The 16,263-nt window shown below is 69.8% G+C and carries 11 protein-coding genes and 1 tRNA gene; 5 read left to right on the top strand and 7 right to left on the bottom strand.

Translation table 11 applies throughout. The features are described from left to right. Nucleotides 1-52: 52 nt before the first annotated feature. Complete coding sequence (locus tag ACFO6Q_RS10350; RefSeq protein ID WP_380020672.1) at nucleotides 53-1,543, bottom strand: helicase HerA-like domain-containing protein; 1,491 nt, start codon at nucleotides 1,541-1,543, stop codon at nucleotides 53-55. A 144-nt stretch (nucleotides 1,544-1,687) separates the two neighbouring features. Here ACFO6Q_RS10350 and ACFO6Q_RS10345 point away from each other — a divergent pair, with 144 nt between their 5' ends. Both ACFO6Q_RS10345 and ACFO6Q_RS10340 read left to right on the top strand, forming a co-directional pair. After that, nucleotides 1,688-4,780, top strand: a complete 3,093-nt coding sequence (locus tag ACFO6Q_RS10345) for a S8 family serine peptidase (protein WP_380020671.1) — start codon at nucleotides 1,688-1,690, stop codon at nucleotides 4,778-4,780. Between the two features lie 108 nt (nucleotides 4,781-4,888). Then, on the top strand, nucleotides 4,889-6,400 hold the full coding sequence (locus tag ACFO6Q_RS10340; protein WP_380020669.1) for a transglycosylase SLT domain-containing protein: 1,512 nt from the start codon (nucleotides 4,889-4,891) through the stop codon (nucleotides 6,398-6,400). A gap of 34 nt (nucleotides 6,401-6,434) precedes the next feature. Here ACFO6Q_RS10340 and ACFO6Q_RS10335 read toward each other — a convergent pair whose 3' ends face one another. From ACFO6Q_RS10335 to ACFO6Q_RS10310, 6 genes are all read right to left on the bottom strand, one after another. Continuing rightward, entirely contained in the window at nucleotides 6,435-6,872 is a 438-nt protein-coding gene (locus ACFO6Q_RS10335) for a hypothetical protein (RefSeq protein WP_380020668.1), read from the bottom strand. A 97-nt stretch (nucleotides 6,873-6,969) separates the two neighbouring features. Beyond that, entirely contained in the window at nucleotides 6,970-7,845 is an 876-nt protein-coding gene (gene asd / locus ACFO6Q_RS10330; RefSeq protein ID WP_380020666.1) for an archaetidylserine decarboxylase, read from the bottom strand. 6 nt (nucleotides 7,846-7,851) lie between these two features. Then, nucleotides 7,852-8,457, bottom strand: coding sequence for an SCO family protein (locus ACFO6Q_RS10325; protein ID WP_380020664.1), 606 nt, complete (start codon nucleotides 8,455-8,457; stop codon nucleotides 7,852-7,854). 147 nt (nucleotides 8,458-8,604) lie between these two features. Then, nucleotides 8,605-8,681 (bottom strand) — tRNA-Arg (locus tag ACFO6Q_RS10320). 241 nt (nucleotides 8,682-8,922) lie between these two features. Further along, nucleotides 8,923-9,894, bottom strand: coding sequence for a WD40/YVTN/BNR-like repeat-containing protein (locus ACFO6Q_RS10315; protein ID WP_380020662.1), 972 nt, complete (start codon nucleotides 9,892-9,894; stop codon nucleotides 8,923-8,925). A 288-nt stretch (nucleotides 9,895-10,182) separates the two neighbouring features. Further along, nucleotides 10,183-12,207 carry an FAD-dependent oxidoreductase gene (locus ACFO6Q_RS10310; RefSeq protein ID WP_380020660.1) on the bottom strand — a complete coding sequence of 675 codons (2,025 nt, stop codon included), beginning with the start codon at nucleotides 12,205-12,207 and terminating at the stop codon, nucleotides 10,183-10,185. A 124-nt stretch (nucleotides 12,208-12,331) separates the two neighbouring features. On the opposite strand from ACFO6Q_RS10310, the gene ACFO6Q_RS10305 reads away from it, so the two are divergent. From ACFO6Q_RS10305 to ACFO6Q_RS10295, 3 genes are all read left to right on the top strand, one after another. Then, nucleotides 12,332-13,033, top strand: coding sequence for a hypothetical protein (locus tag ACFO6Q_RS10305; RefSeq protein ID WP_380020658.1), 702 nt, complete (start codon nucleotides 12,332-12,334; stop codon nucleotides 13,031-13,033). A 102-nt stretch (nucleotides 13,034-13,135) separates the two neighbouring features. Continuing rightward, nucleotides 13,136-15,751 carry a Fe/S-dependent 2-methylisocitrate dehydratase AcnD gene (gene acnD, locus ACFO6Q_RS10300; RefSeq protein ID WP_380020656.1) on the top strand — a complete coding sequence of 872 codons (2,616 nt, stop codon included), beginning with the start codon at nucleotides 13,136-13,138 and terminating at the stop codon, nucleotides 15,749-15,751. A 44-nt stretch (nucleotides 15,752-15,795) separates the two neighbouring features. Beyond that, nucleotides 15,796-16,257, top strand: coding sequence for an SRPBCC family protein (locus tag ACFO6Q_RS10295; protein WP_380020655.1), 462 nt, complete (start codon nucleotides 15,796-15,798; stop codon nucleotides 16,255-16,257). Nucleotides 16,258-16,263 lie beyond the last annotated feature (6 nt).

The raw sequence follows: 16,263 nt of genomic DNA, 5'->3' as shown, positions 1-16,263 counted from the left end.
TTTCTTGCGGAGGGACGGGATTGGCGCCGCCGCGGCGGCGCGGTCGGTTGGATCAGCGCTTGGAGAGCGAGCCGAGCACGCCGCGCAGCAGGGCGCGGCCGAGCTGGCCGCCGGCGTTGCGCACGACCGACTTGGCCATCGTCTCGACCATGCCCTGGCGCCGCTTGGTGCCGAACAGCATGTCCTTGGCCGCGCCCATCCAGCCGGCCTCGGCTTCGGCCGTCGCGGCGCCGCCCTTGGTCTTCGCGGCGCCGTCGTCGTCGGCGGGCGCGGCCTGTGCGCGCGCGGCGAGCTTCTCGAACGCGGACTCGCGATCGACCGGCGTGTCGTACTTGCCGCCGATCGGCGAGCGCGAACGCACCGCGCTGCGCTCGGCGTCGGTGACGGTGCCGATGCGGCAGCCCGGCGAGGCGATCAGCACGCGTTCGACCGGCAGCGGCACGCCGCCTTCCTGCAGGGTCGACACCAGCGCCTCGCCGACGCCCAGCTGCGAGATCACCTCGGCGACCTTGATCTTCGGATTCGGCGCGAAGGTTTCCGCCGCCGCCTTGACCGCCTTCTGGTCGCGCGGCGTGAACGCGCGCAGCGCGTGTTGGATGCGGTTGCCCATCTGGCCGAGGATCACGTCGGGCAGGTCGTCCGGATTCTGCGAGCAGAAGTAGACGCCCACGCCCTTGGAGCGGATCAGGCGCACGACCTGCTCGACGCGCTGGCGCAGCGCCGGCGGCGCGTCGTCGAACAGCAGGTGCGCCTCGTCGAAGAAGAACACCAGCTTGGGCTGGTCGAGGTCGCCGACCTCGGGCAGGGTCTCGAACAGCTCCGACAGCATCCACAGCAGGAAGGTCGTGTACAGCTTCGGCTTGAGGATCAGCTGGTCGGCGGCGAGGATGTTGACCACGCCGCGGCCGGACATGTCCTGGCGCATGAAGTCGGCCAGTTCCAGCGCCGGCTCGCCGAAGAACGCATCGCCGCCGGCCTGCTCGAGCGAGAGCAGGGCGCGCTGGATCGCCGCCACCGACGTCGGCGAGATCAGGCCGTACTGCTTGGAGATGTCCTTCGCGTTCTCGGTGGCGTAGGTCAGGATCGCGCGCAGGTCCTTGAGGTCGAGCAGCAGCAGTCCCTCGTCGTCGGCCGCCTTGAACACGATCTCCAGCACGCCCGACTGCGTGTCGTTGAGTTCGAGCAGGCGCGCCAGCAGGGTCGGGCCCATCTCCGACACGGTCGTGCGCACCGGATGGCCGGACTTGCCGTAGATGTCCCAGAACACCACCGGGTTCGCGTTCGGCTTCCAGTCCAGGCCGAGCTTGTCGATGCGTGCCTTGAGCTTGTCGTTCATCGCGCCGGCCTGCGACAGGCCGGCGAGATCGCCCTTGACGTCGGCCAGGAACACCGGCACGCCGAGCTTGGAGAAGCCTTCGGCGAGCAGCATCAGCGAGACGGATTTTCCGGTGCCGGTGGCGCCGGCGACCATGCCGTGGCGGTTGGCGTACTTGGGCAGCAGGAAGACTTCCTCGTCGCCCTTGCCGATCAGGATCTCGCTCATGGACTCGCTCCGGAAAATGGTGCGCCGATTCTAGGCCGCTGGACGTTCGGCCGGCGACGTCCAGTCACCATTGTGCGCAATTGGCCGCCGACCCTACCCTGCGGGCGGCCGTGCGAAAACGGCAATTCGGGGAGGACCGATTCTATGTCATTCACGCATGCGCGCCGCAGCGCGCCGGCGCTCGCGGCGCTCGTCTTTTTTGCCGGCGCGGCGCACGCCGCCGGCGGCGTTCCGGCCAATCTCGGCTACGGCCTGGAGAAGCTGGTCGAACACGACCTGGCCGCGCGCGGCCGCATCGCCGCCTCGTCCGAGGCGCTCGCCGAACAGGCCGCCGGCTACGCCGCGCAGGCCATCACCGACGCCGCCAGCGGACGCATCCTGGTCGACATCACGCTCGACGGCTACGTCGACGTCGACACCGTCGCAGGTGCCCTCGGCGCGCGCGCGGCGTCGCTGAGCCTCACCGCGGTCGACCGCGGGTATCGCGGTGTCGGCATCCTCGAAGGCTACGTCGCCCTCGACGACGTTCCCGCGCTGGCCAAGACCGCCGGCGTGCGCGCGGTGTTTCTCGGCCTGCAGCCGCAGGTCGAATCGATCCAGCCGCAGCAGCCGGAGTCCATCGCCGACGCCCTCGGCATCCAGGCCGTTGCGGGCGCCACGCTGAGCAAGATCGGCACCGCGTTCGACCAGGGCGTGACCCAACACCGCATCGACCGCATCAACCGGCTCTACGACCCGGGCGCGGCGGTCGACTTCGGCGGTACCGGCATGACCATCGCGGCGATCTCCGACAGCTTCGCCCGCGTGACGACGTCGCCGACCGCGGCCGAGGACGTCGCCAACGGCGACCTGCCCGGCGCGGGCAACGCGATCAATTCGCAGCCGGTCGAAGTGCTGGTCGAGCGTCCGTCGGGCGGCACCGACGAAGGGCGCGCGATGGTGCAGATCCTGCACAAGATGGCGCCGCGCGCGCGGCTCGGCTTCGCCAGCGGTTCGCTCGGCGAGGTCGAATTCGCCCAGAGCATCCGCCAGCTGGCGAACCTGCCGGGCCACGAGGGCATCGCCGGCTTCGCCGCCGACGTGATCGTCGACGACATCAGCTACGGCGGCGAGCCGTACTTCGGCGAGACCATCATCGGCGGCGCGATCGACGAGGTCGCCGCCGCCGGCGTCATGTACTTCTCCTCCGCCGGCAACAACATCGGCATCAACGCCTACGAATCGCCGCTGCGCTGGGTCGCCAACGGCAGCGGCAACACCGCGGCGACCAACACCGCGCTGGCCGGCACCAACATCGATCTCACCGGCGTGCCGCCGGAGCTGTACGCCGGCGGCTTCCACAACTTCGATCCGCAGGCCGGCCAGCTCGACGTCGCGCAGCTGGTCAACTATCCGTCTAGCGTGCAGTCCTCGCAGGGCTTCGAGATCCAGTGGGACGATCCCTACGACCAGCGCGAGCCGCAGCTGGTCGAGCCGCCGATCTACACCACCAGCGGCACGATCAGCGCCGGCGTCCCGTCGGTGACCTTCGACCAGACCAGCACGCCGCCGCTGCCGACGTTCGTGCAGGGCACGCTGTACGTGATCAAGGAGACCGCGACCAGCGGCGACCTCGACGGCATCGTCTCGGTGATCGATTCCGGCGGCAACGTGCTCGTCCACCAGGACACCGGCTCGGACGAGGTGGTGCTGTTCCGCCCGCCGACCACCGGCGACTATTCGGTCAAGGTCGAGCGTTTCGAGGCCACGGCCGGCGACTTCACCTTCACGATCAACACCGGACAGGGCGTCGCCGGCGTGACCACCGACGTCAACCTGCTCGCCTTCCGCGCCGACACCGGCGCCTACATCCCGGCCGCCTCGCTGACCACCAACAACATCGCCAACAACCGGCCGGTCGAACTGGGCGTGATCAAGTCGCCCGCGGGACAGACGCAGATGCAGTTCCTGATCGCTCGCTCCAACACGCCGGCCGATGCGCAGCTGCCCACGCGCGTGCGCTGGATCGCGCGCGGCAACGGCGGTTCCGGCTTCGGCCCGGCCGAGTACTTCGCCTACAACACGACCACCACCAAGGGCCACGCCACCGCGAAGGGCTGCAACGGCACCGCCGCCTACAGCGTGTTCCGCCCGAACGCGCCGGACTACTACACCTCGCCGGGCCCGGCCACGATCCTGTTCGACCACGAGTCCAACCGCCTGGCCGAGCCGGAGATCCGCCAGGTGCCGCGCATCGCCGCGGCTAGCCAGGCGAACACCTCGTTCTTCAGCGGCGAGACTTCCTCCGATCCGGACACCAATCCGAACTTCGGCGGCACCAGCGCGGCGGCGCCGCACGCCGCGGCGATCGCCGCGCTGGTGCTGCAGTCGCGCGGCGGACCGCGTTCGGTCACGCCGGAGGAACTGCGCACGATCCTGCAGCAGAACACCTTCCCGCACGATCTCGATCCGATGTTCGCCGCCGGCACGGCGACGACCAGCGACGGCGGCACCGTGACGCTGACGATCCGCTCCGACGAGGAGTCCAACAAGCAGACCGGCGGCAACGATCCCGATTCGTTCGAACTGAGCTACGCCGGAGCGGGATCGATCGCCAGCATCACCTTCAATCCGGCCGGCACCGCGGCCACCGCCGGCAACGTGACCGGCGGCAACAACGGCGTGCTCGATGCAGGGGCGGGGCAGGTCACCTATTTCGAAAACGACTTCCCCGGCCTGGTGTTCGAGCCGGCGACGATCGCGTTCCAGCTCGGCGCCCTGGTCGGCCTGGCGCCGGGCGACATCCAGGCTCCGGCCAGCGTCGCGCCGTTCACCGGCTTCAGCAATCTCGCCGGCGCGCCGTCGAACGGCAGCACGCATTTCTGGACGATGACGATCGGCTTCACGCCGGGCCAGTTCGGTGACGGCAAGTCGATGCGCTTCACCGTCGGTCGCGGCGCGCAGCATTCGTCGGCCACCGGCAACGGCGGCACGATCGGCCCCGGCACGACCACGGCCAACTACCGTTCCGACCTGTTCGGCGGCGGCGTGTTCCTGCCCGGCGGCACCGTCGTGCAGGACGGCATGGCGTTCAGCGGCACCACCACCTCGGGCGGCACGTTCTCCGGCGTGATCCGCAACGAGATCGGCCACGGCTGGAGCCGCCTCGACGGCTTCGGCTTCATCGACGCGGAGAAGGCGGTGCTGTCGGGCGATGTGATCTTCCGCGACGGTTTCGACGGCGGCGCGAAGCGCTGACGATCGCGCCACGGGGTGGCAGCGCGCGTGGCTGCCGCCCCGTGGCGGTTGCCGCTGCGCGGATCAGCGGGTAACGTGCGGCCGACTTCGTGAACGGATCCGCCCTCGATGCCCGGTCTTTCCCGCGTACTCCTGACCGCGAGCCTGCTCGGCCTTGCCGCCTGCGCCGGCGCGCCGCAAGCGCGCAAGCCCGGCGCGGCCAAGGTCGACGACACCGCCGTCAACGCGCTGTACGCGCGCCTGGACCGCGACAGCCGCCGCTACGCCGACGGCCTGGATCTCGCGCGCTCGGGCGACACCGCCAAGGCGCAGGAGGAAATGAAGGCCGCGCTGGACGACCTGCGCGCGGCCGCGACGAACTGCGCGGCGCTGGCCGGCTGCGACCAGCAGCGCTTCGTCGCCGGCTTCGACGCGCTGCTGCGCCAGGGCATCGGCGGCCCCGCGGATGAGGGCAGCGAGGACGGCGGCGACGGACCGGCCACGGAAGAACCGGTCGAGCCCGGCGCGAGTTCGCCGGCGGTGGCGCAGCTGCCGCAGCTCGGCCGTTCGATCACCCTGCTCAAGGGGCGCGAACTGAGCGACATCATCGCCCTCAACGGCCCGGTCAAGGCGTCGCTGGAGGAATGGCTGACGCAGTACCGGCCGAACCTGATGACCGCGTACGAGAACTACCAGTACATGCGTTCGCAGATGTGGCCGGAGTACGAGAAGGCCGGCCTGCCCGAGGCGCTGCTGTTCGGCATGATGGCGAAGGAATCGGGCGGCAAGGTGCACGCGGTGTCGCGCTCGGGCGCGTCGGGGCCGCTGCAGTTCATGTATGCCACCGGCCTGCGCTTCGGCCTGAGCACCGTCGACGGCTTCGACCAGCGCTTCGACCCGAAGCTGTCGGCGCGCGCCAACGCGGCCTACGTCAACGAGCAGCTGGCGATCTTCAACAATAACCTCGAGCTGGTGATCGGCGCCTACAACGGCGGTGAAGGCGCCATGCAGCGCCGCGCCGGCCGCGGTGCCAGCGCGCTGAGCTTCTGGGACCCGCAGATCTACTACGGCGTGTCGCAGGAGACGCGCGAGTATGTGCCGATGGTCCTCGCCGCGGCGTGGCTGTTCATGCACCCGGAGCGCTACAACCTCGAATTCCCTAAACTCGCCGCGCATCCGGGCAGCATCACGCTCAAGCGTCCGGCCTCGATCGCCGAGCTGACCATCTGCCTGGGGCAGGACAACGGCGCGCACGACGGCTGGTTCCGCACGCTGCGCAACCTCAATCCGCAGCTCGATCCGCAGCGGCCGGAGCCGGCCGGTGCGAAGCTCGCGGTGCCGCTGCAGCTGGAGAAGGTCTACGAGCGCGATTGCGCGCAGGGGCGCTGGCCCGAGCTCGCCGCGGAACTGCATTCGGCCGTGGTGCCGGCGCCGCCGCCGGTGGCACTGGCGCGCGCGGCGGAGCCGTCGAAGCCGAAGGGGCCCAAGACCGTGACCGTGCGCAAGGGCGACACGCTGGCGCGCATCGCGGGCCGCTCGGGTTGCAGCAGCAAGCAGATCGCCGTGGCGAACGGCCTGCGCGGGCCGCACTACACGATCAAGCCGGGACAGGTGCTCAAGCTCACGTGCGCCGCGCGCTGAGCGCGCGCCGGGCGGGGTGAAGCGGCGGAGCGGCTCAGGCCGCTTCCGCGTCGTCGATCATCCAGCGGTCGAGTTCGGAGGCCGGGATGGTCTCCTTCAGCGAACGCAGCGAACGCATCAGCTGACGGTGCAGGTCCTGCTGCTCGCCGAACGGCGAGTCCTTCGTCTCGTGATAGGCCACCGCCAGCCACAGCGCGGCGCCGCGCAGGCGCACCTGCAGGTTGTCCGAGCGCAGGCGTTCCAGGCCGATGTCCGTGCCGCTGCCCCAGGCGCGGTACTTGTCCTCCGGCGGCGTCGCGTACAGGTGCGGGAATTCGCTCTTGGACGCGTTGGCGAACTCGCGCAGGGCGATCGCGGCGAGCTGGCGCCGCACGTTCACCGGAAACTGTTCCAGAGCCTTGTTGATCTCGCGGTATTGCCGGCGCAGCTGGATTGCGCGGGTCAACGCGATCATGCGGGTTACGAATTGCATCGATCCTCCGTATCGCCCATCCCTGGATCGATTTCCGGAGCGGGTCCGGATTTACGCAATGCTAATGTTTTCGACGGTGGGAAGCCCGTCCAGTACGTCACATTTTGTCTAGAGACGTCACATTTTGACCGCGGCTCAGGCGCCCGACGGCGGTGCCCATTCGCACGGCCTGCTCCGGCTGCAGCGCCGGATCGAACGCGCCGAGGCCGGCGGGGATCAGCACGATCACGGTCGAGCCCATGTCGAAGCGGCCCAATTCGGCGCCGCGCGCAAGGCGGATGCCGCGTCCGCGGTAGTCGCGGTGGGTGATCTTGCGCGCGTACGGTGGCACTTCGATGTCACCCCAGACGGTCTGGATGCCTGAAACCAGCATCGCGCCGACCAGCACGACCGCGAACGGCCCGTGCTCGTGGCGGAAGTGGCAGACCAGGCGTTCGTTGCGCGCGAACAGGCGGTCGATGCCCTCGACCGCGAACGGCGCGACGCTGAACAGCCGTCCCGGAACGTGCGTGGTGGCGACCAGTTCGCCGTCGAGCGGCATGTGCAGGCGATGGTAGTCGCGCGGCGACAGGTACACGGTCAGGAAGCCGCCGCGCGCGTAGACGTCGGCGGCCTGGGCGTCGCCGAGCAGTTCGGCGGCGCTGTAGTGGCGGCCCTTGGCCTGCAGGATGCGCCCTTCGCTGATCGCGCCGGACTGGCTGATGCGGCCGTCGGCCGGGCAGAGGATCGCCTCGGCGTCGTCCGCCAGCGGGCGCGCGCCGGCTTTCAGCGCGCGCGTGAAGAACGCATTGAAATGCGCGTACGAGGCCGGGTCGGGGTTTTCCGCTTCGGCGAGGTCGACGCGGTAGCTGCGCACGATGCGGCCGATCAGGAAGTTCTTCCACGGCGCCCAGGTCCAGCGCGTGGCCCGGCGCACGATGCCGGAGAGCAGCTTGTGCGGCGCGAGATGCTGCAGCAGAACGGCGAGGCTCATCGCGGATCAGCGGCCGCCGGTCCGGGCGAGTTTCTCCAGGTCTGCGGCCATCCTGGCCGCCTCGAACGGCGGCCGGAACAGGCCGACCTGGCGCCCGGCCGGATCGACCAGCACGGCCGAGGCGCTGTGATCGACGGAGTAGGTGCCGTCCTTCGGCTCGCCGCGCGCGTAGACCATGCCGAGGGCGCGGGTCAGCGGCAGCAGCGCTTCGTCGGGGCCGGTGGCGGCGACGAAGTCCTTGCTGAAGTAGCCGACGTAACGCGCCAGCAGTTCCGGCGTGTCGCGTTGCGGATCGACCGAGATGAAGTCGAAGCGCACGCGGTCGGCGACGCCGGCGTCGCCGAGCTGCTTGTGCACCTGCTTGAACGTCGTCAGCGTGGTCGGGCAGACGTCCGGGCAGTTGGTGAAGCCGAAGAACGCGACGGTCCAGTGGCCCTTCCAGTCGGCCAGGGTCAGCGCATTGCCGTCGCTGCGCGTCAGGCGGAAATCCGGCAGCGCGCGCGGCGCCGGATAGAGCACGGCAGCGTCGAGCGAAGGAAGCGCCGGCGCCTGCAGCTGGCGCAGGCCGAGCCACAGCCCGAGCGCGGCCGCGACCGCGGCGATCAGGATCAATCCGGTCGCCGAGAGGCGACCTTGCTGTCGGAAGGAGATCATCGGGCAAGTATAGGCGTTGCGCCGCGCGAACCGGAGCGACGCAATGCCGCCGTGCGGGCAAACAAAAAGGCCGGCGGAGAACCGCCGGCCTTTTCGCTTTGCGTATGGCGCGCCCGGAGAGATTCGAACTCCCGACCACCAAGTTCGTAGCCTGGTGCTCTATCCAGCTGAGCTACGGGCGCATGTTTCGCTTGTCCGCTGCGTGCGGCCGAACAGTATAGCACTGGACGCCGCCGCCTCGGCGAAGGCGCGGGATTATTCTGATCGGCAGGCTGTCCGTCAACCTTTTTCTTTCACCGGCTCGTCTTTCGCCGACCTGCGTGGGCGAAACGGAGCGGGCGCCGCAACGGCGGCGCACATTCGGGCCGACCATGCCGCCGGGCCGTACGATGTCCGGCGGCGCCGGTTTCCGCCCGCGGCGGATCAGTCGAAGCCGTCGTTGAAGAGGCGGTTCTCATACAGCACGACGCCTTCGTTGCCGCCGGCGACCACGGCGCCGCTGCGGATGCTCAACGACACCAGCGGGTTGTTGTCCGGATCCTGGTAGCCGGTGCTCCAGGTCGTGCCGGCATCGCGCGTCTCGTACAGGGCGCCGTTGCTGGATACGGCGTACCAGTGCGTGGCGTCGCGATGGGCGATGTCCAGCAGCAGGTCGCCGTTCGGCGTCGCGCCGAGCACTTTCCAGGTGTCGCCGCCGTCCGTGGTGACGTAGAGGTTCATGTCCTGCGTGGCGACGATGCCGTGCGTGGCGTCGAAGAAGTCGGCGGCGTAGATGCGGCCGTACTTGAACGGCAGCAGGGTCCAGTTCTGCCCGCCGTCGGTGGTGCGGGCCACGTTGCCGTGCGTGCCGGCCTCGCTGCTGATGCCGCCGGTGGCGAAGCCGGTCTCGCCGGTGGGGAAGTTGAGCTTGCTGAAGTAGACGCTGAACTCCGCCGGATAGACCAGGTTCCAGTTCTGTCCGCCGTCCTGGCTGTAGTACAGGTCGGAGCCCTTCAGCAGCGAAATCCGCTGCGCGTCGAAGAAGTGCGCGTCGAACACCGAGTTCTGGATGCCGCTCAGGGCGCCCACTTCGGTCCAGGTCTGGCCGCGGTCGGCGCTGCGATAGAAGCCCAGCCGCGCTGCGTACAGCACGTCGGCGCTCTCGGCATGCGCCCACAGCAGGCTCTGCTGCAGGTCGGTGTGGATGACGTGCCAATTGAGGCCGCCGTCCTCGCTGGTCATGACGTCGCTGAAGGCGCAGGTGGCGAAGCCGTTGCGGGAGTCGGAGAAGTCGATGTCGGTGACGTCGCAGGGGGCGTCGAGCGTGGCGGTCACCCAATCCGGCGGCGCGGCGGTCGCGCTGGTGGCAGTGGCGAGCGCGGCCGCCAGCAGCGCCCAATGGTTTTTCGAAGGCATGGAGAAACAACTCCTGGTCGAGTGAAGGCGAAGCGTCCGTCCAGACGCGCTCGCCGCCGAAGAAACGCGATACTCGGACGGCGACGGGCCGAAGGTTCGTCGCAGCGCCGATTCGACGCGGCTTCGTCCGCGGTCACGCTAGCGTCACTGCGCAGGGCAGGCGTTAGATTGGCACTCGAGATTCGTTATGAACGGACTGTGATTCCGTTACACCGCCCGTCCTCAGGCCGATGTAAGAAGCGGTGATGCGGGGGCGGCAGGCGCCCGCCTCGCGGTCCCGCCGCACGCCTAGAGCGCGCAGGCCAGCCGGGTCCCCTGCGCGATCGCGCGCTTGGCGTCGAGCTCGGAAGCCACGTCGGCGCCGCCGATCAGATGCGTGGCCGCGGCGGCGCCGGCGCCGGCGAACTCGGCCTGCAGGGCGTGGTTGGATTCCTGGCCGGCGCAGATCACCACCGTGTCGACCGGCAGCACGCGCGCTTCCTCGCCGATGCGGATGTGCAGTCCCTCGTCGTCGAGGCGCTCGTAGGCGACGCCGCCGAGCATGGTCACGCGCTTGGCGGCGAGCGTCGCGCGATGCACCCAGCCGGTGGTCTTGTTGAGGCGCCGGCCGGGCTTGCCCGGCGTGCGCTGCAGCAGCCACACCTGCCGCGCCGGCGCTTCCGGCGCAGGTCCTGCGAGGCCGCCGCGCGCGGCGAGCGTGGTGTCCACGCCCCATTCGCGCGTCCAGCGCGCGAGGTCGGTGGTCGGCGAGGGCGCGGGCTCGACGAGGAATTCAGCGACGTCGAAGCCGATGCCGCCGGCACCGATGATCGCCACGCGCGCGCCGACGGCGGCGTTCCCGCGCAGCACGTCGAGGTAGCCGACGACGTTGGCGCGCTCGCTGCCGGGAAAGCTCACCGCGCGCGGGTGCACGCCGGTGGCGAACACGATCTCGTCGAATCCGCCCTCGCGCAGCCGTTCCGGCGTGGCGAGCGTCGCCAGGCGCAGGTCGACGCCGGTCTGCTCGATGCGCCGGCCGAAGTAGCGCAAGGTCTCGTGGAACTCCTCCTTGCCGGGAATGCGCTTGGCGAGGTTGAACTGGCCGCCGATTTCACCGGCCTGCTCGAACAGCGTCACGCGGTGGCCGCGCTCGGCCGCGGTGGTAGCGCAGGCGAGGCCGGCCGGTCCGGCGCCGACGACCGCGACGCGCTTGCCCGCCGCCGCCGGCCGGATCACCAGCTCGGTCTCGTGGCAGGCGCGCGGATTCACCATGCAGCTGGCGCGCCGCTTCTCGAACACGTGGTCGAGGCAGGCCTGGTTGCAGGCGATGCAGGTGTTGATGTCGTCGGCGCGATCCTCGCGCGCCTTGCGCACCCAGTCCGCGTCGGCGAGCAGCGGCCGCGCCATCGAGACCATGTCGGCATCGCCGTAGCTGAGAATCCGCTCGGCGACGTCCGGCGCGTTGATGCGGTTGGTGGTGATCAGCGGGATGCGCACCTCCGCCTTCATGCGGCGCGTGACCCAGCTGAAGCCGGCACGCGGCACGCTGGTCACGATGGTGGGAATGCGCGCCTCGTGCCAGCCGATGCCGGTGTTGAGGATCGACGCGCCGGCCGCTTCGATCTTCTTCGCCAGCTGCACGATCTCCTCCCAGCTCTGGCCGCGCTCGACCAGGTCGAGCATCGACAGCCGGTAGACGATGAGGAATTCGCGCCCGACCGCCTCGCGCATGCGCCGCACGATCTCGACCGGGAAGCGCTGGCGCTTCTCCACCGAGCCGCCCCAGTCATCCTCGCGCCGGTTGGTGCGCTCGACCAGGAACTGGTTAATCAGATATCCCTCCGAGCCCATCACCTCGACGCCGTCGTAGCCGGCGTCCTGCGCCTTGCGTGCGCAGTCGACGAAATCGCCGACGGTGCGCTCGACGCCGCGCGCGGAGAGCGCGCGCGGCGTGAACGGCGTGATCGGCGACTTGATCTTCGACGGCGCCACCGACAGCGGATGGTAGGAGTAGCGCCCGCCGTGCAGGATCTGCAGGCAGATGCGGCCGCCCTCGGCGTGCACGGCGCGCGTGACCTTGCGGTGCCGCGCGACGTGCCACGGCATCGACAGGCGGCCGCCGAACGGCGCCAGCCAGCCCTCGACGCTCGGCGCGATACCGCCGGTGACCATCAGCCCGACGCCGCCGCGCGCGCGTTCGGCGAAGTACGCGGCGAGCTTGTCGTAGTCGCTTGCGCGATCTTCCAGGCCGGTGTGCATCGAGCCCATCAGCACGCGGTTGGGCAGGGTGAGGTGGCCGAGGTCGAGCGGGGCGAACAGGTGCGGGTAGCGCATGCGGGCTGCCTGGCGGGATCAAACGATCGTATGAAGATGCCCGGAATGCGCCGGGCCGACAAGCGGATCGTGAGGCCGGCGAACGAGCGCGGGTTATGCTCCGCGCCTTGAAAAGGGGGGAGCCATGACGCGACTGGTCCTGCTGGTGCCGGCCCTGGCCGCGGCCGCGCCCGATCGCGCCGGCCTCATCGAGGCGTGGGAGGCGGCGATGCGCCACGACGGCGAACTCGAGGCGCAGGCGGACGGGGACTACCGCTACCGCAGCGACGCGATCGGCTACGACGGCCGCCTGAAGCGGCTGACCGCGATCGTGCGGACGGACGCGATGGCCGGCGAAGGCCCGTACGGCATGCAGGCCTCCGGTTCGGTCGATTTCGAGCTGTCGGATCTGCCGGCGCCGTCGCAGGGGCTGCAGTCGCCCGGCCTGATGAGCTGGAAATCCGAGCACCAGAACTTCGTCTACGACGTCGACAAGCAGGCGTGGCTGTCGATGAGCGAATGGGCGCGCGCCTTGCGCGGGCAGGGCGAGGACGAGCAGGCGTCCGGACGATGGCCGGAATGGCTGCGCAGCTACGGCCCGCTGTTCGGCCTGTTCGCGTTTCTCGCCGCCCTCCTGGTGGGGGCCTCGCGCCAGCAGCGGCGTGTGCGCGCGCTGATGGCCGAGTCGCACGAGATCAATCGCATGGGGCGCGAGAACCTCGACCGCGCGGCGGAACTGCGCGACGCGCAGATGGCGGCGACGCAGGAATCGATCGAGCTGGCCCGCCGCGGCGCGGCGGCGCTGGAGGCGATCCTCGCCGAACTGCGGCGCCGGCCGCCGGCCTGAGGCCGGGCGCGCGGCTCTGGCACAATAAGCGGTTCACGGGCGATCCCCGTCGCGCGCTGGTCCGTCGCGACGGCGACCGCGCCTGCCTGCACGGAGCCAGCCATGAACACGAACCACCGCCAGCCTCTTCCGGGCACCACGCTCGACTACTTCGACGCGCGCGGCGCCGTCGAGGCGATCCGCCCGGGTGCCTGGGACGCGCTGCCGTACACCGCGCGCGTGCACGCCGAGAACATCGTGCGCCGCGCCGATCCGGCGCGCATCGCCGACTATCTCGGCCAGCTGGTCGAGCGCAAGCGTGATCTCGACTTCCCGTGGTTCCCGGCACGCGTGGTCTGCCACGACATCCTTGGCCAGACCGCGCTGGTCGACCTGGCCGGCCTGCGCGACGCGATCGCCGACAAGGGCGGCGATCCGGCGCGGATCAATCCGGTGGTGCCGACGCAGCTGATCGTCGATCACTCGCTCGCCGTCGAGTGCGGCGGCTACGACCCGGATGCGTTCGCCAAGAACCGCGCGATCGAGGATCGCCGCAACGAGGACCGCTTCCATTTCATCGACTGGACGAAGAAGGCGTTCCGCAACGTCGACGTGATCCCGCCGGGCAACGGCATCATGCACCAGATCAACCTGGAGAAGATGTCGCCGGTGATTGCCGTCCAGGACGGTGTCGCGTTTCCGGACACCTGCGTCGGCACCGACAGCCACACGCCCCACGTCGACGCGCTCGGCGTGATCGCGGTCGGCGTCGGCGGACTGGAAGCGGAGAATGTGATGCTCGGCCGCGCCTCGTGGATGCGCCTGCCGGACATCGTCGGCGTCGAGCTGGCGGGGCGGCCGCAGCCGGGCATCACCGCGACCGACGTGGTGCTCGCGCTGACTGAATTCCTGCGCCAGTCGAAGGTGGTCGGCGCGTATCTCGAATTCCGCGGCGAGGGCGCGGCGGCGCTGACCGTCGGCGACCGCGCGACGATCTCGAACATGGCGCCGGAGTACGGCGCGACCGCGGCGATGTTCTTCATCGACGACAACACGCTGGACTACCTGCGCCTGACCGGCCGCAGCGACGAGCAGGTCGCGCTGGTGGAAAGCTACGCCAGGACCGCCGGCCTGTGGTCCGACGCGCTGAAGACCGCGCAGTACGAACGCACGCTGCATTTCGATCTCTCCGGCGTCGTGCGCAACATGGCCGGGCCGTCCAATCCGCATCGCCGCCTGCCGGTCGGCGAGCTCGCCGGGCGCGGCATCGCCGACCAGGCCAAGCTCCAAGCCGGCAAGGCCGACGAGGCGCAGGGGCGCATGCCGGACGGCGCCGTCGTCATCGCCGCGATCACCAGCTGCACGAACACCTCCAATCCGCGCAACGTCGTCGCCGCCGGCCTGCTCGCGCGCAACGCGAACGCGAAGGGCCTGCTGCGCAAGCCGTGGGTCAAGACCTCGCTCGCGCCCGGATCGAAGGCCGTGCAGCTGTACCTCGAGGAAGCCGGCCTGCTGCCCGAGCTGGAGAAGCTCGGCTTCGGCATCGTCGCGTTCGCCTGCACCACCTGCAACGGCATGAGCGGCGCGCTCGATGCGAAGATCCAGCAGGAGATCGTCGAGCGCGACCTCTACGCGACCGCCGTGCTCAGCGGCAACCGCAACTTCGACGGCCGCATCCACCCGTACGCCAAGCAGGCCTTCCTCGCCTCGCCGCCGCTGGTCATCGCCTACGCGATCGCCGGCACGGTGCGCTTCGACATCGAGAAGGACGTGCTCGGCGTCGACGCCGACGGCGACGAGGTGCGGCTGAAGGACATCTGGCCGTCCGACGCGGAGATCGACGCGATCGTGAAGCAGGCGGTCAAGCCGGAGCAGTTCCGCAAGGTCTACGAGCCGATGTTCCGTATCGCCGTCGACGACGGCGAGCGCGTCGGCCCGCTGTACGACTGGCGGCCGCGCAGCACCTACATCCGCCGCCCGCCGTACTGGGAAGGCGCGCTGGCCGGCGAGCGCACGCTGCGCGGCATGCGCCCGCTGGCGGTGCTCGGCGACAACATCACCACCGACCACCTGTCGCCGTCGAACGCGATCCTGCTCGACAGCGCCGCCGGCGAATACCTGGCGAAGATGGGCTTGCCGGAAGAGGACTTCAATTCGTACGCCACGCATCGCGGCGACCACCTGACGGCGCAGCGCGCGACGTTCGCCAACCCGAAGCTGATCAACGAAATGGCCGTCGTCGACGGCCAGGTGAGGCAGGGGTCGCTGGCGCGCGTGGAACCGGAAGGCCAGGTCATGCGCATGTGGGAGGCGATCGAGACCTACATGGAGCGCAAGCAGCCGCTGATCATCGTCGCCGGCGCCGACTACGGCCAGGGCAGTTCGCGCGACTGGGCCGCCAAGGGCGTGCGCCTGGCCGGTGTCGAGGCGATCGTCGCCGAAGGCTTCGAGCGCATCCACCGCACCAACCTGATCGGCATGGGCGTGCTGCCGCTGGAGTTCCAGCCGGGCACCGATCGCAAGACGCTCGGCCTCGACGGCACCGAGACCTACGACGTGACCGGCGCACGCACGCCGCGCGCGACCCTGACGCTGGTCGTCCACCGCAAGAACGGCGAGCGCGTCGAGGTGCCGGTGACCTGCCGCCTGGATACCGCCGAGGAGGTGTCGATCTACGAGGCCGGCGGCGTGCTGCAGCGGTTTGCACAGGATTTCCTGGAATCGTCGAAAGCGGCCTGACTCGTTCGTCGTCATCAGGCAAGCCCACCCGACAGGAGACCGCAATGAACCATCCCGCTTCCGGAACCGTCCGCCTGCACCGCGTGCTGCGCGCGCCCGTCGAACGCGTCTACCGTGCCTTCCTCGATGCCGATGCGAAGGCGCGCTGGCTGCCGCCGTACGGTTTCCTCGGCAAGGTCCACGAGAACGACGCGCGGGTCGGCGGCCGCTACCGCATGTCGTTCACCAACTTCGGCACCGGCTCGAGCCACAGCTTCGGCGGCATCTATACCGAACTGGTGCCGAACGAGCGCATCGGCTACTCCGACCGCTTCGACGATCCGAACCTGCCGGGCGAGATGCGCGTCAGCGTGATCCTGAAGCCGGTCGCCTGCGGCACCGAGCTGCACGTCGTGCAGGAAGGCATCCCGGCGGCGATCCCGACCGAGTTCTGCTATCTCGGCTGGCAGGAATCGCTCGAACAGCTCGCCAGGCTGGTCGAGCCCGAGATTCCCGACGGCCAATGACCCGAC

The sequence above is a fragment of the Dokdonella ginsengisoli genome (genome assembly GCF_042652785.1).
GTDB lineage: Bacteria > Pseudomonadota > Gammaproteobacteria > Xanthomonadales > Rhodanobacteraceae > Dokdonella_A > Dokdonella_A ginsengisoli.
This window is presented reverse-complemented; position numbering and strand designations above follow the sequence as displayed.

What these genes read in the sequence shown, in the direction of transcription:
- ACFO6Q_RS10350 (WP_380020672.1), bottom strand. Translation starts at nt 1,543, where the DNA reads ATGAGCGAGATCCTGATCGGCAAGGGCGACGAGGAAGTCTTCCTGCTG.
- ACFO6Q_RS10345 (WP_380020671.1), top strand. Translation starts at nt 1,688, where the DNA reads ATGTCATTCACGCATGCGCGCCGCAGCGCGCCGGCGCTCGCGGCGCTC.
- ACFO6Q_RS10340 (WP_380020669.1), top strand. Translation starts at nt 4,889, where the DNA reads ATGCCCGGTCTTTCCCGCGTACTCCTGACCGCGAGCCTGCTCGGCCTT.
- ACFO6Q_RS10335 (WP_380020668.1), bottom strand. Translation starts at nt 6,872, where the DNA reads ATGCAATTCGTAACCCGCATGATCGCGTTGACCCGCGCAATCCAGCTG.
- asd (WP_380020666.1), bottom strand. Translation starts at nt 7,845, where the DNA reads ATGAGCCTCGCCGTTCTGCTGCAGCATCTCGCGCCGCACAAGCTGCTC.
- ACFO6Q_RS10315 (WP_380020662.1), bottom strand. Translation starts at nt 9,894, where the DNA reads ATGCCTTCGAAAAACCATTGGGCGCTGCTGGCGGCCGCGCTCGCCACT.
- ACFO6Q_RS10310 (WP_380020660.1), bottom strand. Translation starts at nt 12,207, where the DNA reads ATGCGCTACCCGCACCTGTTCGCCCCGCTCGACCTCGGCCACCTCACC.
- ACFO6Q_RS10305 (WP_380020658.1), top strand. Translation starts at nt 12,332, where the DNA reads ATGACGCGACTGGTCCTGCTGGTGCCGGCCCTGGCCGCGGCCGCGCCC.
- acnD (WP_380020656.1), top strand. Translation starts at nt 13,136, where the DNA reads ATGAACACGAACCACCGCCAGCCTCTTCCGGGCACCACGCTCGACTAC.
- ACFO6Q_RS10295 (WP_380020655.1), top strand. Translation starts at nt 15,796, where the DNA reads ATGAACCATCCCGCTTCCGGAACCGTCCGCCTGCACCGCGTGCTGCGC.